Below are 24,471 nucleotides of genomic sequence, written 5' to 3' on the forward strand. Positions count from 1 at the left end.
GTCGTCCCCGCGGTGACCGCGGGTGCGGTCGACCGACCTGATCCGACACGGATTCGCAACGTTCACCCTGCCCACCGCGAGGTGCGCCGTGGTGCATCGCACCCCATTGACGTGACCTACGTCACCGCATAGTGTTCGATTTCCGGGAACGACTTCCCGTACAGCGGAAACATCCGAGGAGTCGCTCGATGAGTGTCACCACCCTGACGCAGCGGTCCCAGCAGATCGCCAGCACCCTGCGGTCGCAATTCGTGACCGCCATCGGGGAGTCGGGAGTGATCACCGATCCTGGTGAACTACGGACCTACGAGTGCGACGGCCTCACCGGCTACCGCACCACTCCTGCCATGGTCCTCCTGCCGCGCTCCACCCAGCAGGTCGCCGCGGCCGTGAAGCTGTGCGCAGAGCATGGTGTGCCGTTCGTCGCTCGCGGAGCCGGGACAGGGCTGTCCGGAGGAGCGCTCCCGGTGAGCGACGGCATCGTGATCGGCCTGTCCCGGATGCGCGAGGTCATCGGTATCGACCCGGACAACGCGCGGATGACGGTGCAGCCCGGCGTCACCAACGCCGGCATCTCGGTGCTTGCCTCCCCGCACGGTCTCTACTTCGCTCCCGACCCGTCGAGTCAGATCGTCTGCACCGTCGGAGGGAATGTCGCCGAGAACAGCGGCGGCGCGCACTGTCTCAAGTACGGCTTCACCTCCAATCACGTGCTGGGGGTGACGTTCGTGACCCCCGACGGCAGCATCGTGCACCTCGGCGGCGACAACAGGGACTCCATCGGGCCCGATCTCCTCGGGGTGATCGTCGGCTCGGAGGGCACGATGGGCATCGTCACCGAGGTCACGGTCCGGTTGCTGCATCGTCCCGAGTCGGTGCGCACCCTGGTCGCCGACTTCGCCTCGGTCGAGGAGGCCGGTCACGCCGTCGGCGACCTGGTCGCCGCCGGTGTCATCCCGGCCGCTGTGGAGATGTTGGACAATCTCGCGATAGAGGCCTGCGAGGAAGCCACCGGTGCCGGTTTCTCCCGTGACGCCGCCGCGGCCCTCATCGTCGAGGTGGACGGGTTCGACACCGAGTGCGAAGCCGACTTCGACACGGCCCGGCGGGTGTGTGAGTCCAACGGCTCGACGCAGATCCGGATACCCACCAGCGACAGCGAACGGGCGCTGATCTGGAAGGGACGCAAAGCGGCGTTCGCGGCGATGGGCCGGATCAGCCCGGACTACTTCGTCCAGGACGGGGTGATCCCGCGCAGCAAACTGGGCCCGGTCCTGACCCAGATGGACGAGATGGCCCGCGAGGCCGGACTACGGGTGGCCAACGTCTTCCACGCCGGCGACGGCAACCTGCACCCGTTGGTGTTGTACGACGCCCGCCACGAGGGGGAGGCCGACAAGGCGGAGCACCTCGCGACCGCGATCGTCGAACTGTGTGTACGCACCGGCGGCTCGATCAGTGGCGAGCACGGAATCGGCGCCGACAAGGCCTGCTCGATGATGAAGATGTTCACCCCGGACGACCTTGCCGTCATGAAACGAGTGCGCGATGCATTTGACCCCGACGGCATCTGCAATCCCGGAAAGATCTTCCCGACTCCTCGGCTGTGCGGGGAACTGCCCGGGCCCTACCGCCCGCATCCGTTGGAGACCGCCGGCGTCATCGGACGCGGGTGACCGTCGGTGAGTGACACCACTCAGAGAGTTGCGCCCAGCGATCTGGAAGAGGCCAGCAGAGTCCTGCGCGACAGTGCATCCGACGGGCGCACCTTGCTGTTCGGCGGCGGTGGCACCAAGGCGCAGTGGGGTGGGATCGCAGACCCGACCGACGTCCAGATCAGCACCGAGAGGTTGCACGCCCTCATCAGCCACCACCCTGGGGAGATGACGGCCGCGGTCGGCGCCGGGATGCCTCTGCAGACCCTGCAGACCCAGCTCGCGGAACAAGGCCAGTGGCTCGCCCTCGACCCGGCCACCGAACGACACAGCGCGACCATCGGCGGGCTGCTCGCGACCGGCGATGCCGGCCCCCGTCGACTGCGGTTCGGGACGATGCGCGACCTCGCCATCGGCGCGACTCTGCTGCTGGCCGACGGGACCACCGTGCACAGCGGAAGTCATGTCATCAAGAACGTCGCCGGATACGACCTCACCAAGTTGTTCTACGGCTCCCTCGGGAGCCTCGGACTCATCGGCGAAGTCATCCTGCGGCTCCATCCCCTGCCGGCGTCGAGCGCGACGGTGGTGGCCGGCGCCACCGCACCTCAGGCCACCGTCGCCGCACTTGAGCTGAGCCGATCCGGCGTGGAGCCCACAGCTGTGGAATGGCTCGATCCTGCCGGTCCCGACGACGACCCGACGCTGCTCGTCCGGCTCGACGGCAGAGCCCACGGCACGGCCGCAGGGTCGGCCCGGGTCGCGAAACTCCTGACCGACCAAGGCCTGTCACCCCACCTCCTCGACCAGGACGAAGCCGACCGTCGATGGGCCGCAGTGGCGGAGGCGGCCACCGGCGGACCGGACGACAGCGTCGTACGGGGTGGGGCGTTGCCCGACAGGTCAGCGCAACTCGTCGAGTCGCTGCACACCCTCGCCGACGAGCACGGAGTGTCCGCGGCAGTCGCGAGCAGCATCGGGCTCGGGCTGCACACCGCGGTCCTGCGCGGCCCCGCGAAGGCACAGGCGGACGTCGCACGGCAATGGCGCCACAGCGTCGAAGCCGTCGGCGGCAGCTGCTCGCTGCGATCTCGCCCCGCGGCGGTCGCCGACCAACTCGCCCCGTTCGGCACGCCACCATCCACCGCGGCGCTGCTGCGCGCTGTCAAGCTCCAGCTGGACCCGTTCGAACGATGCGCACCGGGGCGGTTCCGCGGCTGGTACTGAACCCTCGATCTTCGCCCGACACCACCCCGACCGGCCCGAACGGACCTTGGCATGAGCGATCAGACGACGTCGTCGCACGACACCACCCCCGCACCTGCGAACCAGCTGCCCGACACCGCTCTCCAGGTGCAGGACCACGGGGACACGGGAGTCTTCGACGCCTTCCATCCACCCACCGACGAGATGATCTCGGACTGCGTGCACTGCGGGTTCTGCCTGCCCGCCTGTCCGACGTACACCTTGTGGGGGGAGGAGATGGACTCTCCGCGCGGTCGCATCTACCTGATGAAGGCCGGCCGTGAGGGCACGGTCGAGATGGACGAGACCTTCACCAGCCACTTCGACGCCTGCCTGGGCTGTATGGCGTGCGTCAGCGCATGCCCCAGCGGCGTGCAGTACGACCAGCTGCTGGAGGCGGTGCGGCCCCAGATCGAGCGCAACTACACCCGCGACCGGGGCGACCGGATGTTCCGGGCCGCGATCTTCTCCCTCTTCCCCTACCCGAACCGGCTGCGGGCCGCAGCGGTGTTCGGCACGCTGTATCAACGCTCCCTCCGCAAACCACTGCACAGGTCGGGGCTCCTGGACAAGTTGCCCGGGCGGCTGCGGGCCCTCGAGGCGCTGTTACCGCCGATGGCTCTGCGGGACATCCGGACCCGCCTCGATGAGCACACTCCGGCGGTCGGTCCGACCCGGCACCGCGTAGCGATGCTCACCGGGTGCGCGCAGCAGGTGTTCTTCTCAGAGGTCAACGCCGCCACGGCGCGCGTGCTGGCAGCAGAGGGCTGCGACGTCGTCGCGCCGGCGGACCAGAAGTGCTGCGGTGCCCTGTCGGTCCACGCGGGCCGCGAGCCCGAGGCGCTCGACCGTGCCCGTGCCCTGATCGACCGGTTCCTCACACTCGAGATCGACAGCATCGTGGTCAACGTCGCCGGTTGCGGCTCGACCATGAAGGACTACGGCACGCTGTTGCGCGACGACCCGCAGTACGCCGACAAGGCCGCGCGGTTCTCCGCCAAGGTGCGAGACGTCAACGAACTGCTGGACGAGCTGGGCCCGGTCGCGCCGCGTCATCCGATCCCGGGCCGTGTCGCCTACCACGACGCGTGCCACCTCTCACACGCCCAACAGATCCGGTCGCAACCGCGCGCCGTGCTGGGCAAGATCCCGCAACTGGAGGTCGTCGACATTCCCGAGACGGACCTGTGCTGCGGATCCGCGGGGATCTACAACCTCGTCGAACCCGAGCCGGCCGAGGAGTTGGGTCGCCGCAAGGTGGCGAACATCGTCAGTGTCGAGCCGGACATGATCGCCACCGCCAATCCCGGGTGTCTGCTGCAGATCCGGCGGTATCTCGACCCCGAGGTCAAGCTCTACCACCCGGTGCAGCTCGTGGACTTCTCCATTCGCGGAATCAACCCCCTCGTGCCCTAGACCACCGACCGGTACGCCGCTGCTCTTCTCACCTGGTTTCTCGCACCCGGAGGTGTCGCCTTGTACGACCAGATCTTCGATCCCGTCAACCATTCCCTCGGCCTGTCAGCGATCTTCGCGGCGCTGCCGCTGCTCACCGTGTTCGTCCTCCTCGCGGTGTTCAAGCTCGCCGCCCAGTGGGCCGCCCTCATAGCTCTGGCCGTGTCCATCGTCGTTGCCATCGCCGTGTACTCCATGCCGGTCGGCCAGACCTTCTCGGCTGCCGGGGAGGGGGCCGCGTTCGGCCTCTTCCCGATCATGTGGATCGTGGTCAACGCGATCTGGGTCTACACGATGTCGGTGACGGGTGGGCATTTCGATGTGCTGCGGCGTTCCTTCGCCTCCGTGTCCCCGGATCAGCGGATCCAGGCCATCCTCATCGCGTTCTGCTTCGGTGCCCTCCTGGAGGCGCTGGCCGGTTTCGGTACGCCGGTCGCCATCACGTCGGTGATGTTGCTGGCGCTCGGCTTCTCCAAGATCAAGGCAGCAACGGTGGCCCTGGTCGCCAACACCGCTCCGGTCGCCTTCGGTGCCATCGCTGTCCCGATCACCACTCTCGCGAAGATCAGCAACCTGCCCGAGCAGGACCTGGCCTCCGTCGTCGGGCGCCAGACCCCCGTTCTGGCGATCTTCGTCCCCCTGGCCCTGGTCTTCATGGTGGACGGCAAGCGTGGACTCAAACAGACCTGGCCGGTCGCTCTCCTCGGCGGTGCCGTCTTCGGAGTGCTGCAGTTCCTCTGCTCCAACTACATCTCCATCCCCCTCACCGACATCGTCGCGGCGCTCGGTTCAGCGTTGGCAGTCGTGCTGTTCGTGCGCGTGTGGCACCCGAGGGAGGTTCTCAATGTGGACAGCCTGAGCGAGGACGACGTGCAGACCCACCTCGCGGCCGCCACGGCATCCGCGCACGCGGTGGAGCTAGGCGGCAGCCGGGGTTCTTCGTCCACGGGCGCCGGGGCGCGCCGGACCGCCTCCTCGACGGGTGGCGCGGCCAATGGATCGGGCTCGACGGGTGCGTCCGCTGAGAGGGCGCCCGATTCCCGCGGCGACATCGTCAGGGCCTACGCGCCGTACCTGATCATCATCGTGGTCTTCTCCCTCGCCCAGGTCGGGTTCGTCATGAAGCTGCTGGCCAAGGGCGCCACCAAGTTCGCCTGGCCTGGTCTGCACATCCAGACACCAGCCGGGAAGACCCCGTCCGCCGTCACGTTCGCGTTCGGCTGGCTTCCCGCCGCCGGCACGCTGCTGTTGATCTCCGGGGTCATCACCATGATCGTGCTCGGGGTGAAGCCCGCGACGGCTGCGCGCGACTATCTCAAGACCCTGGATCAGCTCAAGTGGGCCATTCTGACCGTCGCCGGGGTGCTCGCCCTCGCCTATGTGATGAACCTGTCCGGGCAGACCATCACGATCGGCCGGTGGATGGCCGGGGCCGGCGGGGTGTTCGCCTTCCTGGCGCCCATCCTCGGGTGGCTCGGAGTCGCCGTCACCGGGTCCGACACGTCGTCCAATGCGCTGTTCGGCACTCTGCAGGTCTCCGCCGCGCAACAGGCGCACCTGTCTCCCGTCCTGATGACGGCTGCGAACAGTTCCGGAGGTGTCCTCGGCAAGATGGTCTCCCCGCAGAACCTGGCCATCGCCGCCGCTTCCGTGGGCCTGGCCGGACAAGAGGGGGTCATTCTGCGCAAGATCCTCGGGTGGACGGTCGGGTTCCTGCTCTTCATGTGCCTTCTCGTGTATCTGCAGTCCACCAGCGTGCTGTCGTGGATGCTCCCTTGATCTGAGGCCTGCACCGCCCAGCCCGGCCCGAGGCGCTCACCCTGATCGAGGGTCATCGGCTGTTCGGGTCTCGATGTCGGGTACGGCGACGAGGTCGAGGCGGCCGGCGTACGTCATTCTCGCGCAGCTCAGGGTTCGCGTGGAACGGACCAGATCCCGTCCGCCGATCCCTGCTCGAGGCGTTCTCGATATGTCTGGATCTTGCCGTTGATCATCTCTAGGTCCATCGACAACTGGGCTTGTTGAGCCAGCACGCGCTCGCGCTGCGCTTCGAGCAGATGCAGTCGATCGGCCTCGTTGCCCGGCCCGGCGCGTACGAGGTCCACGTAGCGCCGGATGAGGTCCGTGGACATACCGAGGCTTCTCAGCTTCGTACACGTGTGGATCCACTCAAGTTCGGCCTTGCGATACCGCCGCGTCCCCCCGCTGGTACGCGCCGGCGTGGTGGGCATCATTCCGGAGCGCTCGTAGTAACGCAGAGTGTGCACGCTGACGCCGCTGAGGCGGGCAGCCTCGGCGATGGACACCCCGTCGCCCGGCCCAGCAGTGGGGGCATCAAGGTCCTGCCCGGATTGACGATCCACGTTCATCCCGTCCGCGTGTCGACGTGTGGTCGGGCACCGTCTCCCGCTCCTGAGTGCCGCCCGGTCTTGACTTAGAGCGCACTCTAGATTCTAGCGTGATGGGTACGCGGTGAGACCCGGTTCCGGTGCTCTCTCGTCGCAGGCCACCGACAGCGTGTGGTCAAGCCGTCATGGAAGAGGAACAGCTGTGAGTTCAATACGCGCGATCGTCGTCGACCCCAACCTCCCGGAGGGGCTCGGCATTGGCGAGGTGGACCGGCCCGAACCCGGCCCGAAGCAAGCTCTGATTCAGGTCGAAGCGACCTCGCTGAACCGCGGGGACCTGCTCGCCGCGCGAGTTGCCGAGGCTGGTTGGCGACCCGGGCACGACATTGCGGGAACGGTGATCGCCGAGGCCGCAGACGGCACCGGACCCACAACGGGCAGCCGGGTCGTCGGGCTGCTCGACTCCGGAGCATGGGCCGAGCAGGTGGCTGCCGCCACCGACCGACTGGCCGAGTTGCCCGACGCCGTGTCCTTCGCGCAGGCGTCGACGTTGCCAACTGCCGGGCTCACCGCCCACCGCGCGGTGGAGAAGGGTGGATCGCTCCTGGGCAAGCGGGTGCTGATCACCGGTTCGACCGGCGGTGTCGGCCTGTTCGCCCATCAACTCGCCACAAGCAGCGGCGCATTCGTCGTCGGAACCTCCCGGCAGCCGCGTCACGAGGCAGCGGTCCGGGATCTTGGCGCTGATGAGGTCGTCGTAGGTGAGGACCTCACCGCCGCACGTACCTTCGGCCCCTACGACCTCGTCGTGGAGTCGCTGGGCGGCGCCGCACTCGCGCAAGCCATGGGGATGCTGGTGCCCGGCGGCATGTGCGTCTCCTTCGGCTGGTCGGCGTCTGCGCACGTTGAGCTCGACCTGCGAGAATTCCTCGCTGTCGGCGGCGGCACTCTCTACGGCCTGCGGATGTACAACGAACTGCTGATTCGCCCCGCCAGCAAGGACCTGCAGCTACTCGCCGAGATGGTCGCTGACCAGCGGCTACACATCCCAATCGAAGCTGAAGGCGGCTGGAACAACATCGGCGACATCGCGCATGGGCTGATGAACCGGAGCTTCACGGGCAAGGCGGTGCTGCACCTGCTCCGCTGACCGACCGCCCCGCAGCCGAGAACGCACCGACCGAAGCATCAGTCACCGGTGCCGGGTGACCGATCAGCAAACGGCATCGGTCCTACGCGCAGTTCGTCAGTCAGTTGGCATTGCGGAACAGGTAGAAACCGGTGACCACGCCACGGGTCACCATGCCCTGACCGGTTCCCAGCACTCGGTTGGTCGTGGTCGCACCAGTCTCGATGAAGGCGTGGCTGACGTGTTCCAACCGCCAACCGATCTCCTCGATCTGACCGAGCACGTCCGGAGCGCTGCCATTACGGTGCACTTTGTTGTCAGAGGACCCGAACGCGCTGGCCGCACCTTTCAATTGAGCCGCATCGAGTTGCACCTCGAAGAAACGATCACCGCGTTCCTTGGCCGCGACAGCCTGACCCACCGGCGTACGCAGGTATGCCTGCTGAGCCTGCTGTTCTTCTCTCTGTTGGGCCTGCAGTTTCTTCTGCTCGACTTCAGCCTGCTTGTCTTCGTCGCTCTTGCCCCAGGGCATGGAATTGCTCCTCGTCCGTGTGCTGTCGAGTAAGCATCATGCCTGCGCGTTTCTGGCGCAGGGGCCAATGCGTGCTTCTGTCGGCCGCCCGATCAGGCTCGCCCTCACCAGGTGATCCCGGTCGGGACCGTCGCTCGCGGCAAAACGCATTAGAGCCGCTCCTTGGGAATTGCCCGTCGCCACCCCAGTCGAAAACCGATCCCGGCCGCCAAAACCATCAGTCCGAGGGCCGCAACAGCAGTACCGACGATCTGCCATCGGGTGATGATGAACGCCGACCCGCCCCACGGTGAATCGATCCCACCCAGATGCCCGCCGGAGCCGTCGTTCAGCGGCGTGTAGGCGAACCACCCGACATCACTCGTGCGGGCTTGAGACAACAGCGCGATCGCAACGCCACCGCCCATCAGCACGAGACCAAGGACCCACCACACACGACGAATCATGAGGCGAAGTATCGAGCAGCCGGCCCGAATGCGCAGCTGTCGCAGGAAACGGACTGCCTGAAGCGCTCGTGGCAGGGTGCTGTCCCATGACCGACGACATCGCAAAGGCCAACCTGTATGGCTACTTGCAGTACGAACGCACGGCGGTGCTGGCCAAGCTCGACGGGTTGTCCGAGTACGAGATTCGTCGTCCGTTGACCGTCACCGGGACCAATCTGCTGGGCTTGGTGAAACACCTGACGACTTGGGAGGCGAGGTACCTCGGCGATGTCTTCGACCGTCCCTTTCCGGAACGCTTGCCTCGGTGGGATGTCGAGGCCGAACTATTGGCTGACATGTGGGTGACCGCGGACGAGTCCCGCAGTGACGTCGTCGACCGCTACCGACGGGTGTGGGATCACAGCGACGCCACGGTGAATGCCCTCACTCTGATTCCATGGGCCGGGTGGCCTGGTGGCAGAACGCCGAGGTGCCCTTGTTCAACATCCTCGTGCACCTGCTGGCCGAAACCAGTCGGCACGCTGGCCACGCCGACATCCTGCGCGAACAGCTCGATGGCGCGGTGGGAATCGACGCCGAGGCCATGGCCGCTAAGCGGCACGATTCAGTCTTCTGGACGAAGCGGCGCGAGGAGATCGAGGCGGCCGCCAGGGCCGCCGGTTGACGTAGATCATGAGCGAAGGCTGACGAATCCGCCCGCGTAGCAGAGGCGTTCGTTAAGCCGATCGTCCGCCGGGAAGCTTTCAGAAGGCTGATGAGCGGTGTGCTGGTTGGGCATGATGTCCCGGGTGGACGCAGTGAGGATCGGCCGGATCGAGACGCCACGGGCGGTCCTTTGGGATCTGGACGGAACCCTCATCGACAGCGAACCGCTCTGGCACGCGGAAGAGCAGCAATTCGTCCAGCGGGCCGGCGGCATCTGGACCGCGACCGACCGGCGCGCGCTGATAGGTATGACGATGACCGAGTCGAGCATCTATCTGCTGTCCCGCTCCCCCCGACCACCGACATCAGACGTCGACGAGGTCAGTCACCGCATCATCGACGGGGTCATCACCCGGCTCACGCACCGCGTCCCCTGGTGTGCCGGGGCACCTGACCTCCTGGACCACCTCACCGCGCACGGCATACCTCAGGCTCTCGTCACCAGCGCGTGGCCAGCCTTCATCGAGGCCGCGATCGGTCACCTGCCGCGCGACACCTTCACCGTGGTGATCGACGGGCAGTCGGTGCAACACGGCAAACCCCACCCCGAGCCCTACCGCACCGCGGCAAAACGCCTTGGGTTCCGCCCAGCTGACTGCCTCGCGATCGAGGACTCCGAACCGGGGATTCGCTCAGCCACCGCAGCCGGTGTGCCGACACTGGCAATCACGGACCGGGACACGACACAGACACGAGTCGTGACTCGACCCACCCTCGAAGGGCTCACGATGACCTCACTCGGCGAAGCCTTCCACGACGCGCGCTTGCTGCTCACCTGACGACGGGGCGCCGCTCCCGCCTTCGTTCGTCGCCTGAAGACGGTGGGGTCATGCACTCGCGCGAGGCGGCGCGTCAGCGCAGGTACGAGGCGCCGTTGAAGTCGACGATCGCGCCCGAGGCCCACTCGGCGCCCGGCTGAGCCAGCGCCAGGATCGCTGCGGCGACCTCTTGGGGTGTGGCCACCCGGCCGAAGGGACTCTGGGCGCGCACCGCATCGCCCTCCGGCCCGTCGAGCACAGCTGCCCCCATGTCGGTGGCGATGAACCCGGGGGCAATGCCGACGCACCCGATCCCGTGAGGTGCCAACGCGACCGCGAGCGATTGGGTCATCGCATGCACTCCGGCCTTGCTCGCGCCGTAGGCCGGCACCTGCGGCTCACCCCGGTAGGCGCCCCGCGACCCGACCGTCACGACACGTCCCCGGGGCAAGCCGTCTGGAGGATCGACCTGGAGCATGTGCCGCGCCACGAGATAGGTGACGTTGGCCGTGCCCAACAGGTTGACGTCGGTCGTGCGGCGCCATCCCTGCACCCAATCCTCGTACGACGAGTGCTCGACACTCAGATCGAGTCGTCGCCCCTGCGTGGCCGGGTCCTCGGCGAACAACGCGGCATTGTTGACGAGCACATCGATCCGCCCGAGAGCAGCGGCGGCCTCCCGGACGAGCCGCTCGACCTGCTGCGGGTCGGCCAGGTCGCCCTGCACCACGGTGTGTCCGTCGCCCTCGAGTCCGGCCACCACGGCCTCGGCCTCAGCACGAGACGAGCGGTAGTGCACGGCAACTCGGTCACCACACGCGGCCGCGAAGAGTCGGGCCACTTCGGCGCCGACTCCGCGCGACGCTCCGGTGACTAGGACGCCGCGGCGGGGCGGTGTGGACGGGTGAGAGATCGTCATACCGGCCATCCTGCCGCCCGCGCACTCGGCCCCGCGACACGCCCTTTCGCACCGCCGAACCCGGCGCGGGTGCGCGACGACGGTGTTCGACGTATCGGCCGATCGACTGTGCCCGGATCGGCCGTCGCGCGGCGCACGTCAATGCCCTGGCGTGTTCCTCTCGAGATCTGCGGAACGTCGGATCCAGGTCCACCGCGTGAAAGCACGGGCCTCAATGAGCTCTCCTGTGAGCGATCGATGGCCTCCCGTGTGACGGTGCCTCTTCTTCAGTCGTCGACCGACCGTAGACCTCGCTGCGTCTGGGTTGCGGCCCCCACAAGCCACACCACAACGCTGGACAAGGACCGATGTTGCACCAGCCCGGGCAACTGCCTCCAGTACTGCAGATACGCCTCCTGCAAACGCGCTTCGGCGCCATCGACGTGGAGCGCGACCAGCTGGGCGTAGACCAGAGTCGCCGTCAGGTCGTAGATGTGCGCGAACGCGGCCATGTCCCCACCGGCAGCAGCCGGTACCTGGCTGCCCCATCGCTCCCCCATCCCTGAGGTGTAGCAGTCCGAAGCCCGCGGTAGTGGCTTCGGTGGCCACGTTCCAGAAAACGAGTCCAACTCGACATCCGAGCTCGGGGACGAGCCCCCGCCTGCACCGCCCGCAGATCCAATCAGCGCACCGGATCGTCACCGCTCGCCGGCCGAGATGGTGAGCGCCGGCCTCAGACGACCTCTACCTCCACGCGCGCCCATGAGTTGTTGACGTAGCCCTTGGGATTCCACAGGTGGCGCGGCGATTCGGGCTGGCTCGCGCCGCTGCTGTCCCAGGCGCGGGCGGTGAGCACGCACTGTCCGGGCGTCAGTTCCATGCTCGCCCGCCAGTGCTGCCAGGCCCACGACGACTGCGCGTCGTCGAGTTCGGCCTGCGCCCACGTCACTCCGTCGTTGACGGAGACGTCGACACGGGCGACGGTGCGGTCCTGCCCGGCGTACGCGTATCCGCTGACCTGCACCGGGCCGGCCGCGACCTGTGAATGGTCCTCGGGCGACACGATGTCGGCGTTCAGGGCGACCGCGGCCAGCGCCAGCCCGTCACCGGGGCCGGCGTTCGTGGGGTCCGCCTCAGCGGGTAATAGTCGGTAGGCGGTTGCTTGAAAGTAGTTGGCCGACGGGACGTCCTGAACGAGGATCTGGTCGACCCACTTCACGCTGCGGGCACCGATGTACCCGGGTACGACGACGCGTACCGGCGCGCCGTGCACCCGAGGGAGTGGTGCGTCGTTCATCTGCCAGGCCAGCAGCACTTCGCCGCTGGTCGCTTTCGCGAGGTCGATCGATCCGCCGTACTGCTGTGGCGGGTCGGCGAGCTGCGACACGTCGGGCGCGCCGAACGCGACATACCGGGCCTCCTCGCGGACGCCCGCCTCCGCCAGGACGTCGCGGAGCCGTACCCCCGTCCACAGGGCGGTCGACGTCGCCCCCGGCCCCCACGGGTCCTCACCAGGTATGTCACGCACCTCGATCAGACCCGCGCGCCGATTCCCGGCGCACTGCATGGTGGCGACGACGCTGTGCTGGGGCCAGCGCCGCTGCAGGTCGGTCAGCGAGATCTCCAGCGCCCGCTCGACCATGCCGCCGACGCTGAGCCGCCACCCTGCGAGGTCCGGCTCGGGCACGGGACCGTGGTTGCGTACGTAGAACGAATTCTGGGGCGTGATCGCCTCGGCCAGGCCACTACGGGGCGGTTCGGCGTTGTAGGGGTCCTGCTCGTGCACGATCATGTCCGAGCGTTTCGCCCACATCCTGTTGCTCCTTCGATTTCTACCCGGGTGTACGCCCTCCCGGCGTTCGACCCCATCCTGCGCGCTCACTCGCCGCCGCGTCGGACCGCGTGCGCTGGCACCCTGCCGCGTGAAGGGAAGCGACCCAAGCGGAATGGACCTCCATCGAGCTGCGCAAGCTCGAACGGGCCAGCCCCTCAAACGGCGCGGCGGCCGGTCTGAGGTCAGCCGCACCACCCCCGATGCCCGACATACCGTCACCTTTTCCTAGGGAATCGGGCTCGATGCCGACATGACCGGAGAACTGAACATGGCCCTCGACCGCGTCGGCTCCACCACTGCCGAGTGGAGTCGGCTGGCCACCAGGCTTTCCCCACCGTGACCATCCTGCGCGACGATCGACCCGCCGACTAAGACGACGCAGCCGCGCCGGCGTTAATGGTCAGTACCGACCGATGACCCGACCGGGGGTGAAGAACGCGGTCGGTGGCGTCGGCATCATGTCAGGGGGTCGCTCTGGCGGCAGTAGTGCGCGCGCACCGCTTTGCGGCTTCTGGACCGCTCGCACCCTGGCGCGGGATCGAAGTCTTCCCCTGCATTTGGTATCGGTCGGTATCATGGTGGCATGGCCATGACCTTGAGGATGACGGACGAACTGACCGAAGCTCTACGACAGACCTCCGAACGGGAAGGTCTGTCGATGCAGGCTGTCGCCGTTCGAGCGATCGAGGAATACACCTCCCGTCGCGTGCGCCTGCGCGACGAGCTGCTGAGCACTCTCGTGGCGGAGGACCGCGCCGTGATCGAGAGGTTGGCGGACGCGTGAAAGACGACGAGCCGACCGAGTTCCTGACCCTGGAGGACATCCTCGCCGTCGGCACGGCGTATCTAGGCCGCCGTCCTCAGGTGCGCGACTACGGCATCCTCGAAGCCGCCGCGGGCCGTCCGCGGGCAGTCGTGTTCGGCGAGCCCGTCTACCCCGACATCCACTTCAAAGCCGGGGCGTTGCTGCACTCGGTGGTGAAGGGCCACGCTCTGGTGGACGGCAACAAGCGACTTGGGCTCGGTGCGCTCCGGCTGTTCTACGCCCTCAACGGCTACACGTTCACCGCTGATGACGACCAGAAGTTCGAACTCGCGATGGACGTGGCCGAAGGGCGCCTCGTGGCCGTGGAGGACATCGCGGCCCGCCTTGAGAAATTCGCCCGCTCCAGCTGAGAGCGTGACCGCATGCCGTCACGGCTGCGGCCGCTGGCGCGATCGGTTCGGGCCTCGTCGACGTCGCCGACTGCCGTGCAGCTGGCGATGAGGGGTTTGGTCGACCGAACTCACCCGCGCGCGTACCCCGCGACGCGCTCCCACATGTTTAGACCTTCGATCAGATCTGTCACAAAGCCGACGATCGGACTCTTGATGCGCGCTGCGGACCGGCCCAGGATGTGCATCTAGGGCATGCCCCAGATGCACAGTTCGGAAGCCGAGACCGGTCGAGCTCAGGTTGCAAACAGCAGTTAGCAAAATCCGCCACTTACGGTTGTCCTATGTCAGCCGATGGTGCCTGCATCGTTCACATCTCCTACCCCCACGAACCTCACGAAGCTGACGAGTCGTGGCTGGTGACAGTGACGGCCCGACACGACGGCAAGCTCTCCGAAGACATTCTGGAGTCCTTTCCTGAACAGCGGCAGGCACGGTTCCAGACCATGCTCGCTGCCCGCGGGTTCGTTGATGAGCTGACAGCCTCCGGACGATGGGGGGCAGGACTGATCAGGGGCCGTTCGGTCCACTGATCCAGTAAATGGGCGCGGACGCACGAAGCGCCGCGGCATCCGCCGCCCGATCCCACCGTGCTCCACGCTCGAAAGTCACCACGATCGGTCGTTTCGAGCAGCGTCAGCACTGAGCAGCGCTTTCGAGCGCCCCGTCTCGCGGATCTCGCCGTGCGGCAGGAGGCCCCCGCAGCTGCTCGAAGGGATAGTCACGAGCGAGGGCCTAGGCCCACCCGATAACTTGGCGTTAACGCCGGCTTGAGACTGCCTAACGAGAGACAGTGGGGGCATGGCTGGCTCTAGCAACCGCACCCTTCGGATCGACTACGTCAACGCCAACTGGAACGCAGAAGCCGACGCCGCCTGCGCCTTCGAGCTGCTAATCGTGACCGAAGACGGGCAGCGGCACTCACTGCCGATCGCCGCAGACCACCTGACTGCGCTAGGACCGCTCTTGCGTCAGGACGGGGTGCTCCTTTTCGACCCCGAGGGGCAAACCATCATCGTGGGAAACCTGGTCGGTGAGTGGTTTCAACAGGACTGGAGCCAGGGTGACCATCGCGTAGCGGTGCCGGCGCGGTAGGTGCCCCTCCGAGGTCTAGACATTGGTCAGATCCGTCACGAAGCACGCGATCAACGTCAGTTCCGCACTTACGGCCCCTCGTCGCTGGGGGGTAGCTCCTCAGGGGCGGTCCATCTGTGGGGTCCATAGGAGTCCAGGAACATATCGAGTGACCGCAGCAGCTGGGATGGCACATAGGGACGACGCCCCGCCTCAAGGCCGGCCATCGCCGCGGCGATCTCCTGCCGAAGATCCTCAAGGTGCCAGCGCCCCTCAATCTCGACGAGTCGTTCGAACACCAAGCCGCTCATTCATTGATGGTGCAGCACCCTCAGTCGCGCGGAGGTAAGCAGCTGGTGTCGGACTGGGGCGCCATGCGGACAGATCTGTCCGAGAAATGCGAATCGCGGCCCTAGACGAGCAGTTTCGGGCCCTACTGTCGGTGTCGTTCTGGGGTGTACCCCACAACGACACTGCAAGCTGCCACGAAGCGGATGTGCCGAAGTCATACTCAGGGCGTGGCCACCGAATTTCCCCTGACGCCGCTGGAGAGCTGGCTCTTCCGTCGACGTCGGCAGGTCCGAGTTGGATGCGCGATCTTCGCCGTCGCTGCGGTGGCATGGGCCCTGATCTCGTCGCCAACGGTCTCGTCGGCGAGGCCGTGGTGGCGGTTGCGTCGTGCGGCGGACCCGTTGCGCTGCTCGCTGGCACCAGGTCGATCGAGCAGCGAGTTACCCAGCGCGACGTGGTGGAGCACTGGGGCCGACCGCATAGCGGTACCGGCGCGGTAGGTGTTCCTGTGAGGTCTAGACCTCCGGTCGGATCTGCCACGGTCGGTGATATCCCGTTTCAGATCTATACGGCGTCGCGCTCAACGAGCCCATAGCCTGCGGGCATGCCCACCCTCATCAAGGACGTCCTAGTGGTGGTGCTCTTCGCCATCATCATTTTGATGCCCTACCCCACACCTGACGGCTGGAAAAACCCGTTCCTCACTTTGCTCAACCGCACGATTGGCACGATTGGCAGGTGGGCACGAAGCCGCAACGCAGAGGGCCGGGAAAACTTCATCACGCGGCTCTTGCGGAACCTCTAGATCCCGGGATTCTCGGCAGGTAGCCCACCGTAAAAGCGACGCACCTTCCGCCTCAACTGGCTTCGGTCGTGCTCGAAACTCAAGGACCCACGATTTCGAGCAACGATCTGGCGGGGTTTCGCGTCAACTTCTGAACCGACCGTGTCCGTCCGAAATCGATCGTCAATGAGCAGGCCTAGTCGGGCATCATCTCGTTATGGACTAGCTGAGCTGCGAAGCTGGGTGCTGTGAGGTCCTTGAACGTCGAGCAGGCCGTTGGTGGCAAGCGGGTACTTTCTGCCGGTCTCGATCCAGACGCCGGCGATGTCCTCACCCCCGCATTTCGTGCCCGTAACCATGTGCTGATGCCGCACCATCCCGGTCGCATCAACAGCTTCGTCGGCCCAGGTCTCAATCACTGCCTAGTCGACTTTGTTGGGCTGGAACAGGAGCCCGTCAGCTTCGCTGTCGGTTTCGACCACGACGAGAACGGGTTTTACCGAGGTCTGCTTGACCCCACAGACGAAGAGTGGCAGGCCGCAATGTCAGCCGGCTGGTGGCAAGATCCCGGCACTACGGCTGATGGCTCACCCATCTAACGCTCGTCACTGAGCAGCAGACGAGGTCGAACTCAGGAGAGGGTGACCGCCACCGTGAGGCTCTGGCCGTGACGTCGCACGAGGACCGTGAAGCTCTTCTGCCGGGGCTTGATACAACGGCCGCGGCCAGGTCGTCCTTCGCTCTAGCGGTGGCTGTGATGGTGGCTGCGTGGACCGGGATCGAGACGGTGGCGCCGTGGCCACACCCAGGAGCGACCCAAAGGTAGATCTGTCCATCGGTGAAGGTGCCGTTCGGCGCGGCCTGGATTAACCCTGCGCCCGCTGCGCCGTTCCATAGGGTCGTGCCACACACCTTCAACGGCGGAGCACCCGAGGTGACCTTCTCCAAAGATGAACATCCGGTCGCCGTAGCCAGCAACGCGGCGATCGCACCGGAGGAGACCAGCACGTGCCGCCTTCGGACACATCTGTCTGGAAACAGCCGATCGGGACCCTAAACGCACACTGTCCGGCTCCCGGGGCGGTGTCGTTCTGGGGTTTACCCCAGAACGACAGTTGCGGCAGGGCAGTACACGAGTGGCCGCAGGCCGCGCGGCAGGCGAGCTGGGGTGAGAACATCCCTGCATGGCGAACAGGGGTAGGGAGTGGTTGGCCGCTGCTTTAGCCGGGATGTTCACCACGGGGTTCTTCTGGGTTTTGCTGCAGGCGAAGAATCGGCCTACCTGGTTCGTTGCAGAGGCCCTCGTGTTGGCCTGCGCCAGCTTGACGGTCGGCGCACGGGGCTTCCGCGCCCAAGAGATGCGTGACGCTGCGGGCCCGCAGCTAGTGGGTCCGCGCGACCAGGCGGGGCTGCATTGATGCCCCCACAGATAAAGGGGTGCCCGCCGCCCGCTGGTTCAAGACAAGGGGTGAGCAGTGGCTGAACTGATCGTCCACCGGGCCAGCACACTGGGGATCTTGCGTTCCTACGCGGTCTTGATCGATGGGCAGCGACGTGAGCGTATCCGGTGGCGCGCCACTGAGCGGTTCGGCGTGCCGATGGCCCAGTGACCGTGCAGGCTCGGATCGACTGGGCAGGATCGCCGGTGTGGCACGGTCACGCCGGCTCGGAGCCAACGCGGGTGACGATCAGCACCGGCGACCCCGTCCTGGGGATGGTGTCCCGAGACCGCATGCTCGTTCTGCACGAAGACGGGCACCCACGCACTGCCGAGCACCAACACCTCATGGACCAGGGCAACTCTGCGGTGAGGTGGTTCGGCGTTCTCTTGCTGGCCTCGGCTCTCTTCCTCGTGGCCCTTTTCACCTCGCTGGCCACCCACCACCCGGCATTGGTAGGACTGGCCACGCTGCTGTGCGTCGTGGCCGTTGGTGTCGGGCTCGCGGTGCTCATCCGCTCCAGGTTGGCCGCCTCGAGCGATCGGCCCCCAGCACAATGATGAACCAGCAACGACAGGCAGCTGGCGAGATCCGGTATGACCTGCGGGCCAGCCTCCCGAGGTTCACGAAATGGATCGCTTGGATCCTGGTTGCAACGCAGGTCCTCTTAGTCGCGCAGTACGCCGTTCAGGGGGCATCACCTGTGCACTACGTCATCCCGGTCTTCGTCATTGCGATGCTGTGTGTCGGCTCAACCCGAAACCTCAACACCATCGTGATCAACACACAGGGCATACGACCTCCCACCCGACGCTTCATCCCCTGGTCAGAAGTAGAAGCCGTCCACCAAAGCAAGGACTCCAGTGGGGTCTCACTGCAGCTGGTTGGAGGCCGCGACCGCAGCACCGGGCTACCTGCCGAATACGCGCAGCAAGTGGCGGCAATCGGTAACGTCCCTCTAACGTGACTGACGCCTAGTTGCATCTAGCAAATATCCGATAAATACAGACTACGACAAGTCCGGCCTTTGTGACGGTGGCGTGAAGTTCTACCGCGGCGCGGCGAGTGCAGCCCGCGCGTATGTCGAGCGCGATCGCTCGCGAGCGGACGACTACTACCTCGGTGAAGGCAGCGGTGTCGCCACCCGACTCTGGCCGGCCCGGGCAGCCCGGTGAGAAACGTGGGGCTCGATGACCGGCGAGACGTACTAGGCGTGGGTTGCCGGGACCGACATTTCCACCGGCCTGAAGAAGGGTTGCGTCCGCAATGACGCGAGCGCGCTGTAGTTCGTCAAAATAGTGGTCAATGGGCCGAAGACCTGGTCGCTCGCAGCAGCGCTGCATCCCGACATCTCCGACGCCCTCGACGCAGCCCAGGACAAGGCGGCGGCGCTCGGCGGCCCCGCCTGGCCCGAAGCGGCGGCGATGGCCAGTGCCGGAGAGTGACCCGACGGGGGTGACCGAACGCCTCCTGGCAGGGCCGTCCAGGGGTCGTTCCGGACGCGGCCAGCTCACCGAGGCAGGCCCCTCCGCCGCCAGGTCTGACGGCACCTCGAACGGCCCGTTCGGGACGGCCCTTCTAAAATTCTTGCGGACTAGGTGCGGACTAAACGACCCCCGCAAGCCTTTGACCTGCGCAAACGCGCCGATTCAGACGTTGAAGCGGAACTCCACCACGTCGCCGTCCGCCATGACGTAGTCCTTGCCCTCCATGCGCGCCTTGCCGTGCGCGCGCGCCTCGGCGACGGAGCCGAGCTCGACCAGGTCCTCGTAGGAGATGACCTCGGCTTTGATGAAACCCTTCTGGAAGTCGGTGTGGATGACACCGGCGGCCTGCGGAGCCGTCGCACCGACCGGGACGGTCCAGGCGCGCGTCTCCTTGGGCCCGGCGGTGAGGTAGGTCTGCAGCCCGAGGGTGTGGAAACCCTTGTGCGCCAACTGGTCCAGCCCCGACTCGGTCACGCCGACCGACTCCAGCAGCTCGGTGGCGTCCTCCTCGTCGAGTTCGGCGAGATCCATCTCGAGCTTGGCGTTGAGGAAGATCGCCTCGGCCGGCTCGACGAGCGCCTGCAGAGACGCCTGCAGCTCGGTGTCGGTCAACTGGGATTCGTCGACGTTGAAGACGTAGAGGAAGGGCTTGGAGGTCAACAGACCCAGCTCGCGGATCGGGGAGAAGTCGATCGAATCACGTTGCGAGAAGAGGGTGTTGCCCGCGTCGAGGACATCCTTGGCGGCAAGCGCGGCCTCCAGCACCGTCTTGTCCGTCTTCTTGCCCTTGACCTCCTTGTCGAGCCGCGGCAGCGCGCGCTCGACGGTCTCGAGGTCGGCCAGGATGAGCTCGGTCTCGATGATCTCCTTGTCCCGCACCGGCGAGATCGACCCGTCGACGTGCACCACGTCGTCGTCGTCGAAAGCGCGGATGACCTGGCAGATGGCGTCGGCCTCGCGGATGTTGGCCAGGAACTTGTTGCCGAGCCCCTCGCCCTCCGACGCGCCCTTGACGATGCCGGCGATGTCCACGAACGACACGGTCGCCGGCACGATCTGCTTGCTGTCGAAGAGCTTGCCGAGAACGCCGAGGCGCTCGTCCGGCAGCGGTACGACGCCGACGTTTGGCTCGATGGTCGCGAACGGGTAGTTCGCGGCCAGGACGTTGTTCTTGGTCAGCGCGTTGAACATCGTGGACTTGCCGACGTTGGGCAGTCCGACGATTCCGATGGTGAGGGCCACGGGGACAAGAGGCTACGCGGTCCCGGCGAGGGCATCCACCACGCCGCACGCTCCGAATAGGGCGCATGACTGGTTTCCTCGATCGCGTGCGGTCGGCCCTGCCCCCGAGGCGACCCCCGGGTACGCCCGACGAGGGCGCCGTCGCGCCGGCGACGGACGCCGCATCCGCTACGGGATCCTCCTCCGCCGACACGACGCCGCGCGACGGCGACGATTCTCGGATGACGCGAATCCTTCGCCCTGCCAACCCGATCGGCACCGTCAGCCGACTCCGCGCGATCCTCATCGGCATCCTGGCCGCAGGCCTCGGTATGGCGCTCGGTCACCTGGTCGCGTCGTTCCGGAAGGCATCGGCCTCTCCGGTGCTGGCCGTCGGCGAGGCCGTGATCGACCGCACACCGACCGCGCTGAAAGACATCGCGATCAAGCAGTTCGGCACCAACGACAAGCTCGTGCTGCTGCTATCGGTCTCCCTCGGCGCGCTGATCCTGGCCGGCCTCGCCGGGTTACTCGCCCGCCGGATCCTCCTGCTCGGTCTCGCACTCGAGCTGGTGCTCGTGGCCATCGCCGGGTACGCGGCGATGACGCGGCCCGCGGCCGTGGCGTCGGACATCGTCCCGACGATCGTCACGGCCGTCGTGGGCACGTTGACCCTGTTCGGTCTGTTCCTGCTGTCCGGCGACGCCGTCACCCGCAGCATGGCGGACCGGATCCTGCATCGCCCGACGCCGGGCGACGCGCCCACTCTCGCAAGCACCCGCCGGGTGTTCCTCGCCGGATCGGGTGTCGTCGCGGCCGGCGCCGTCGGCAGTGCTGCAGTCGGGCAGAAACTGGGAGCCGTGCCGAGCACCGCCGGACTCGCGCTGCCGGTCGCCAAGGAGAAGGCACCGGCCATCCCCGTCGGCCTCACGGCGCAGTACCCCGCCATTACCCCCCTGCGCACCCCGAACGGCAAGTTCTACCGCGTCGACACCTCCCTCACCGTGCCGAACGTCGAGCGCGACTCGTGGCGACTACGCATCGACGGCGATGTCGAGCACCCACTCGACCTCAGCTACAACGACATCACCAAGTTGGATCTGATCGAGCGCAACATCAGCCTGACCTGCATCAGCAACGAACCCGGCGGGAGCTACGCCGGCGGGGCGACCTGGCTCGGCGTACGCACCAGCGACCTGCTGAAGATGGCCGGCGTCAAGGATGCGGCCAAACCCGGTCGGCAGGTCTTCAGCACCTCGACCGAGGGCTTCACCATCAGCACCCCGCTCGGCGCGATGACCGACGATCGCGAGGCCCTCCTCGCGATCGGGATGAACGGGCAGGCCCTCCCCCGGGCACACGGGTTCCCGGCGCGACTGGTGACACCGGGCCTCTACGGGATGCTCGGATGCACCAAGTGGGTGACCCGGATGACCGTCACCGACTACTCGAAGTCGCGCGCCTACTGGACCAAACGTGGCTGGACCATCGACGGGCCGATCAAACCGTCAGCGCGGATCGACACACCTGCCTCGTTCGCGACGGTCAAGGGCGGCAAGGTCGTCATCGGCGGGGTCGCGTGGGCCCAGCGCCACGGCGTCGTACGCGTCCAGGTGAGTCTCGACGAAGGCCCCTGGAAGGACGCCACCATGGGACCCGACGTGAACGTCGACTACTGGCGGCAGTGGGCCTATGTCTGGAACACCAAGGCCACCGGGCAGCATGCCGTCCGCGCTCGCGTGGTCTACGGCAAGGACTCACTGCAGTCCGAAACGCGTAAGGACGTCTTTCCCGACGGGTCGAGCGGAATCGTCAATCTGATCTTCAGCATCGGCTGAAAGATTGATGATCAACCCAATCCGGCCCACCCCCTGCTCCGAATGACTCATGCACTTCGACCAACGAACTCGTCACAGCGCGAGACCTCACTCAGGAGATCCACATGAAGACGCGTTCCATCGCCTCAGCAGCCACCCTCACCGCAGTCGGCGCTCTCGCGCTCACCGCCTGCGGTAGCTCCAGCGGGTCCGGCAGCTCCAGCGCCGCCACCTCGAGCTCGGCGTCGTCCTCGGCCACCAGCGGCTCGACCGCGGCCGTCCCGTTCGGCCCCGGCTGCGCGGCCGTGCCGAAGACCGGTAAGGGCTCGTTCGGCGGCATGACTCAGGACACCGTCGCCACCGCAGCATCGAACAACCCGCTGCTGTCGACCCTGGTCACCGCCGTCAAGAAGGCCGGCCTGGTGGACACCCTGAACAACACCCAGAACCTCACCGTCTTCGCGCCGACCAACGCCGCGTTCGCCAAGCTGCCCAAGGCGACCCTTGCCAAGGTGCTGGCCGACAAGACGATGCTGACCAAGATCCTCACGAACCACGTCCTGCCGACCCGCCTCGGGCCGGACAAGATCGTGGGCACCCACCCGACGCTGGCCAAGACCAGCGACACGGTGAGCGGCACCGTCCCGAGCCTGACCGTCAAGGGCGGGGCCACGGCGAAGATCATCTGCGGCAACGTGCAGACCGCGAACGCCAACGTCTACATCATCGACACCGTCCTGGTCCCGGCCAGCTGATCTGTCCCTGAATCGGGCTCACCGTGACGTCGGTAGCGCTGTTATGGAGTCCATCCGTCAGGATGGACTCCATGACGGGCACCTTGCGAACAGTGGACACCGGCGTCCACGAGCCCGGGCCGCAGCTGGCCGATCTCCTGACAGCAGCGGGTCGAGGGGACCAGGACGCCTTCGCGCGGTTGTACGACGCGACGAGCGCCCGCATCAACGGTCTCGTCGTTCGGTTGATCGTCGACCGGGCGCAGGCCGAGGAGATCACGCAAGAGGTCTTCCTGGAGATCTGGCGCACCAGTGCCCGGTTCGACGCGGAACGGGGCTCGGCGCTCAGCTGGATGTTCACGCTGGCCCACCGCCGAGCAGTCGACCGAGTCCGGTCGGCACAGGCCACCCGGCGTCGGGACGAGACGTACACACGGGAGTCGCAGGAGACGGCGTACGACTCCACGGTCGACCAGGTGACCGCGAAGCTCGACGCAGAACACGTCCGCAGTGCTCTCGGCACTTTGGGCGAGAACCAACGACAGGCCCTCAGCCTGGTGTATTTCGAGGGTCACACGCACGCAGAGGTCGCCGAACGACTCGGCATCCCCCTCGGCACGGCGAAGACACGAATCCGCGATGGACTGCAGCGGTTGCGCACCGCGATGGGAGGTGAACGATGACCAACGACACGCACATCGATGCCGTGGGCTATGCCCTCGACGCCGTCGACGACCTGGAACGAGCCCGCTCCGAGCGGCACCTGCAGGACTGCGAGTCATGCCGCCGCGAGGTGGCCGAGGTCGCCGAACTCACTGTCACACTGGCGTCGGACATCCCACCGGTCGCGCCCTCGCCCGACCTTCGGTCCGCGCTCCTGGAACAGATCCAGCACACTCCGCAGGTGTCGCAGTCGCGGGCCGACCGTCCGGGTCACGCTCGTACCTCGGCGCGCACGAGCAGACCTCGTCGCGCCGTGATCGGCCTCGTCGCGGCCGGCGCGGTGGTCGTGGCCGGCGCCGGCGTGATCCACGCGCAGCCGTGGGCCAACACGTCCGGCGGCGTCACCAACGCGATGTCCCGTATCGAACACGCTCCCGACGCGACCCGCAGGACCATGCCGTTCCGCGGTGGGACCGTGACCGTGATCAGCTCGCGCTCCCTGAACCAGGCCGTCGCGACCCTGCACAAGGTCACGGCGAGCACGGGCGACACGACGTACCAGGGCTGGTTCATCAAAGGCGACGGTCCGACCAACGCCGGCATCCTCAAGACCGGTCACACGAACCAGCTCACGGCCAACGTCCAGGGCGCCAAGGAGTTCGATATCACCATCGAACCCACCGGCGGTTCGCAGGTCCCCACGAAGACCCCGATCCTGGCGATGCCCCTCACCTGACCGGT

The 24,471-nt window shown here is 66.7% G+C and carries 25 protein-coding genes and 1 pseudogene; 19 read left to right on the forward strand and 7 right to left on the reverse strand.

The window, feature by feature from the left end; all coding sequences use genetic code 11:
* Nucleotides 1–188 precede the first annotated feature (188 nt).
* From J4030_RS14535 to J4030_RS14550, 4 genes are read left to right on the forward strand one after another with little or no spacing between them, the layout of a single operon-like run.
* The gene (locus J4030_RS14535; RefSeq protein ID WP_208049947.1) at nucleotides 189–1,676 is read left to right on the forward strand and encodes an FAD-linked oxidase C-terminal domain-containing protein; all 1,488 of its coding nucleotides are present in this window, start codon (nucleotides 189–191) and stop codon (nucleotides 1,674–1,676) included.
* Nucleotides 1,677–1,682: 6 nt separating this feature from the next.
* Nucleotides 1,683–2,882: an FAD-binding oxidoreductase gene (locus tag J4030_RS14540; protein WP_208049948.1), complete on the forward strand. Its 1,200-nt coding sequence runs from the start codon at nucleotides 1,683–1,685 to the stop codon at nucleotides 2,880–2,882.
* 51 nt (nucleotides 2,883–2,933) lie between these two features.
* Nucleotides 2,934–4,316 (forward strand): (Fe-S)-binding protein, encoded by a 1,383-nt coding sequence (locus tag J4030_RS14545; protein ID WP_208049949.1) that lies wholly within the window; start codon nucleotides 2,934–2,936, stop codon nucleotides 4,314–4,316.
* Nucleotides 4,317–4,376: 60 nt separating this feature from the next.
* Nucleotides 4,377–6,134 (forward strand): L-lactate permease, encoded by a 1,758-nt coding sequence (locus J4030_RS14550; protein WP_208049950.1) that lies wholly within the window; start codon nucleotides 4,377–4,379, stop codon nucleotides 6,132–6,134.
* 128 nt (nucleotides 6,135–6,262) lie between these two features.
* Here the strand turns inward: J4030_RS14550 and J4030_RS14555 are convergent, their stop codons facing one another.
* Nucleotides 6,263–6,661 carry a MerR family transcriptional regulator gene (locus J4030_RS14555; protein WP_307864714.1) on the reverse strand — a complete coding sequence of 133 codons (399 nt, stop codon included), beginning with the start codon at nucleotides 6,659–6,661 and terminating at the stop codon, nucleotides 6,263–6,265.
* A gap of 244 nt (nucleotides 6,662–6,905) precedes the next feature.
* On the opposite strand from J4030_RS14555, the gene J4030_RS18585 reads away from it, so the two are divergent.
* Nucleotides 6,906–7,853, forward strand: coding sequence for a zinc-binding dehydrogenase (locus J4030_RS18585; RefSeq protein ID WP_208049952.1), 948 nt, complete (start codon nucleotides 6,906–6,908; stop codon nucleotides 7,851–7,853).
* Between the two features lie 100 nt (nucleotides 7,854–7,953).
* Here the strand turns inward: J4030_RS18585 and J4030_RS14565 are convergent, their stop codons facing one another.
* Both J4030_RS14565 and J4030_RS14570 read right to left on the reverse strand, forming a co-directional pair.
* On the reverse strand, nucleotides 7,954–8,364 hold the full coding sequence (locus J4030_RS14565) for a hypothetical protein (protein ID WP_208049953.1): 411 nt from the start codon (nucleotides 8,362–8,364) through the stop codon (nucleotides 7,954–7,956).
* A gap of 149 nt (nucleotides 8,365–8,513) precedes the next feature.
* Nucleotides 8,514–8,810, reverse strand: coding sequence for a hypothetical protein (locus J4030_RS14570; protein ID WP_208049954.1), 297 nt, complete (start codon nucleotides 8,808–8,810; stop codon nucleotides 8,514–8,516).
* 86 nt (nucleotides 8,811–8,896) lie between these two features.
* On the opposite strand from J4030_RS14570, the pseudogene J4030_RS14575 reads away from it, so the two are divergent.
* Nucleotides 8,897–9,474, forward strand: a pseudogene (locus J4030_RS14575) (DinB family protein).
* 124 nt (nucleotides 9,475–9,598) lie between these two features.
* A complete protein-coding gene (locus J4030_RS14580) occupies nucleotides 9,599–10,294 on the forward strand; it encodes an HAD family phosphatase (RefSeq protein ID WP_208049956.1) in 696 nt (231 codons plus the stop codon).
* Nucleotides 10,295–10,367: 73 nt separating this feature from the next.
* On the opposite strand, the gene J4030_RS14585 is transcribed toward J4030_RS14580, so the two are convergent.
* The 3 genes from J4030_RS14585 to J4030_RS14595 form a co-directional block, all read right to left on the reverse strand.
* On the reverse strand, nucleotides 10,368–11,192 hold the full coding sequence (locus tag J4030_RS14585; RefSeq protein ID WP_208049957.1) for an SDR family NAD(P)-dependent oxidoreductase: 825 nt from the start codon (nucleotides 11,190–11,192) through the stop codon (nucleotides 10,368–10,370).
* A 266-nt stretch (nucleotides 11,193–11,458) separates the two neighbouring features.
* A complete protein-coding gene (locus J4030_RS14590) occupies nucleotides 11,459–11,731 on the reverse strand; it encodes a hypothetical protein (RefSeq protein ID WP_208049958.1) in 273 nt (90 codons plus the stop codon).
* 173 nt (nucleotides 11,732–11,904) lie between these two features.
* Entirely contained in the window at nucleotides 11,905–12,984 is a 1,080-nt protein-coding gene (locus J4030_RS14595) for a sulfite oxidase (RefSeq protein ID WP_208049959.1), read from the reverse strand.
* Nucleotides 12,985–13,588: 604 nt separating this feature from the next.
* Between J4030_RS14595 and J4030_RS14600 the strand changes: the two genes are divergently transcribed.
* The 8 genes from J4030_RS14600 (at nucleotide 13,589) to J4030_RS14630 (ending at nucleotide 19,253) form a co-directional block, all read left to right on the forward strand.
* Nucleotides 13,589–13,789, forward strand: coding sequence for a hypothetical protein (locus J4030_RS14600; RefSeq protein ID WP_208049960.1), 201 nt, complete (start codon nucleotides 13,589–13,591; stop codon nucleotides 13,787–13,789).
* Nucleotides 13,786–14,181 carry a type II toxin-antitoxin system death-on-curing family toxin gene (locus J4030_RS14605; RefSeq protein ID WP_208049961.1) on the forward strand — a complete coding sequence of 132 codons (396 nt, stop codon included), beginning with the start codon at nucleotides 13,786–13,788 and terminating at the stop codon, nucleotides 14,179–14,181. The genes J4030_RS14600 and J4030_RS14605 overlap by 4 nt, the downstream gene beginning before the upstream one ends.
* An 840-nt stretch (nucleotides 14,182–15,021) precedes the next feature.
* Entirely contained in the window at nucleotides 15,022–15,315 is a 294-nt protein-coding gene (locus tag J4030_RS14610) for a hypothetical protein (protein WP_208049962.1), read from the forward strand.
* An 874-nt stretch (nucleotides 15,316–16,189) separates the two neighbouring features.
* Nucleotides 16,190–16,390 carry a hypothetical protein gene (locus tag J4030_RS14615; RefSeq protein ID WP_208049963.1) on the forward strand — a complete coding sequence of 67 codons (201 nt, stop codon included), beginning with the start codon at nucleotides 16,190–16,192 and terminating at the stop codon, nucleotides 16,388–16,390.
* Nucleotides 16,391–16,626: 236 nt separating this feature from the next.
* Nucleotides 16,627–16,968, forward strand: coding sequence for a hypothetical protein (locus tag J4030_RS14620; protein ID WP_208049964.1), 342 nt, complete (start codon nucleotides 16,627–16,629; stop codon nucleotides 16,966–16,968).
* Between the two features lie 1,082 nt (nucleotides 16,969–18,050).
* Nucleotides 18,051–18,368, forward strand: a complete 318-nt coding sequence (locus J4030_RS14625; protein WP_208049965.1) for a hypothetical protein — start codon at nucleotides 18,051–18,053, stop codon at nucleotides 18,366–18,368.
* Nucleotides 18,369–18,848: 480 nt separating this feature from the next.
* Nucleotides 18,849–18,983 carry a hypothetical protein gene (locus J4030_RS18330; RefSeq protein ID WP_279538181.1) on the forward strand — a complete coding sequence of 45 codons (135 nt, stop codon included), beginning with the start codon at nucleotides 18,849–18,851 and terminating at the stop codon, nucleotides 18,981–18,983.
* A gap of 123 nt (nucleotides 18,984–19,106) precedes the next feature.
* Entirely contained in the window at nucleotides 19,107–19,253 is a 147-nt protein-coding gene (locus tag J4030_RS14630; protein WP_208049966.1) for a hypothetical protein, read from the forward strand.
* Between the two features lie 204 nt (nucleotides 19,254–19,457).
* Here the strand turns inward: J4030_RS14630 and ychF are convergent, their stop codons facing one another.
* Nucleotides 19,458–20,537 (reverse strand): redox-regulated ATPase YchF, encoded by a 1,080-nt coding sequence (gene ychF, locus J4030_RS14635; RefSeq protein ID WP_208049967.1) that lies wholly within the window; start codon nucleotides 20,535–20,537, stop codon nucleotides 19,458–19,460.
* Between the two features lie 221 nt (nucleotides 20,538–20,758).
* Here ychF and J4030_RS14640 point away from each other — a divergent pair, with 221 nt between their 5' ends.
* From J4030_RS14640 to J4030_RS14655, 4 genes are all read left to right on the forward strand, one after another.
* Nucleotides 20,759–22,354 (forward strand): molybdopterin-dependent oxidoreductase, encoded by a 1,596-nt coding sequence (locus tag J4030_RS14640; protein WP_208049968.1) that lies wholly within the window; start codon nucleotides 20,759–20,761, stop codon nucleotides 22,352–22,354.
* A 104-nt stretch (nucleotides 22,355–22,458) separates the two neighbouring features.
* Nucleotides 22,459–23,088 (forward strand): fasciclin domain-containing protein, encoded by a 630-nt coding sequence (locus tag J4030_RS14645; RefSeq protein WP_208049969.1) that lies wholly within the window; start codon nucleotides 22,459–22,461, stop codon nucleotides 23,086–23,088.
* Between the two features lie 71 nt (nucleotides 23,089–23,159).
* Nucleotides 23,160–23,750: an ECF RNA polymerase sigma factor SigK gene (gene sigK, locus J4030_RS14650; protein ID WP_208049970.1), complete on the forward strand. Its 591-nt coding sequence runs from the start codon at nucleotides 23,160–23,162 to the stop codon at nucleotides 23,748–23,750.
* A complete protein-coding gene (locus tag J4030_RS14655; RefSeq protein WP_208049971.1) occupies nucleotides 23,747–24,466 on the forward strand; it encodes an anti-sigma factor domain-containing protein in 720 nt (239 codons plus the stop codon). Before sigK ends, J4030_RS14655 begins: the two co-directional genes overlap by 4 nt.
* Nucleotides 24,467–24,471 lie beyond the last annotated feature (5 nt).

The sequence above is a fragment of the Allobranchiibius sp. CTAmp26 genome (genome assembly GCF_017565405.1).
GTDB lineage: Bacteria > Actinomycetota > Actinomycetes > Actinomycetales > Dermatophilaceae > Allobranchiibius.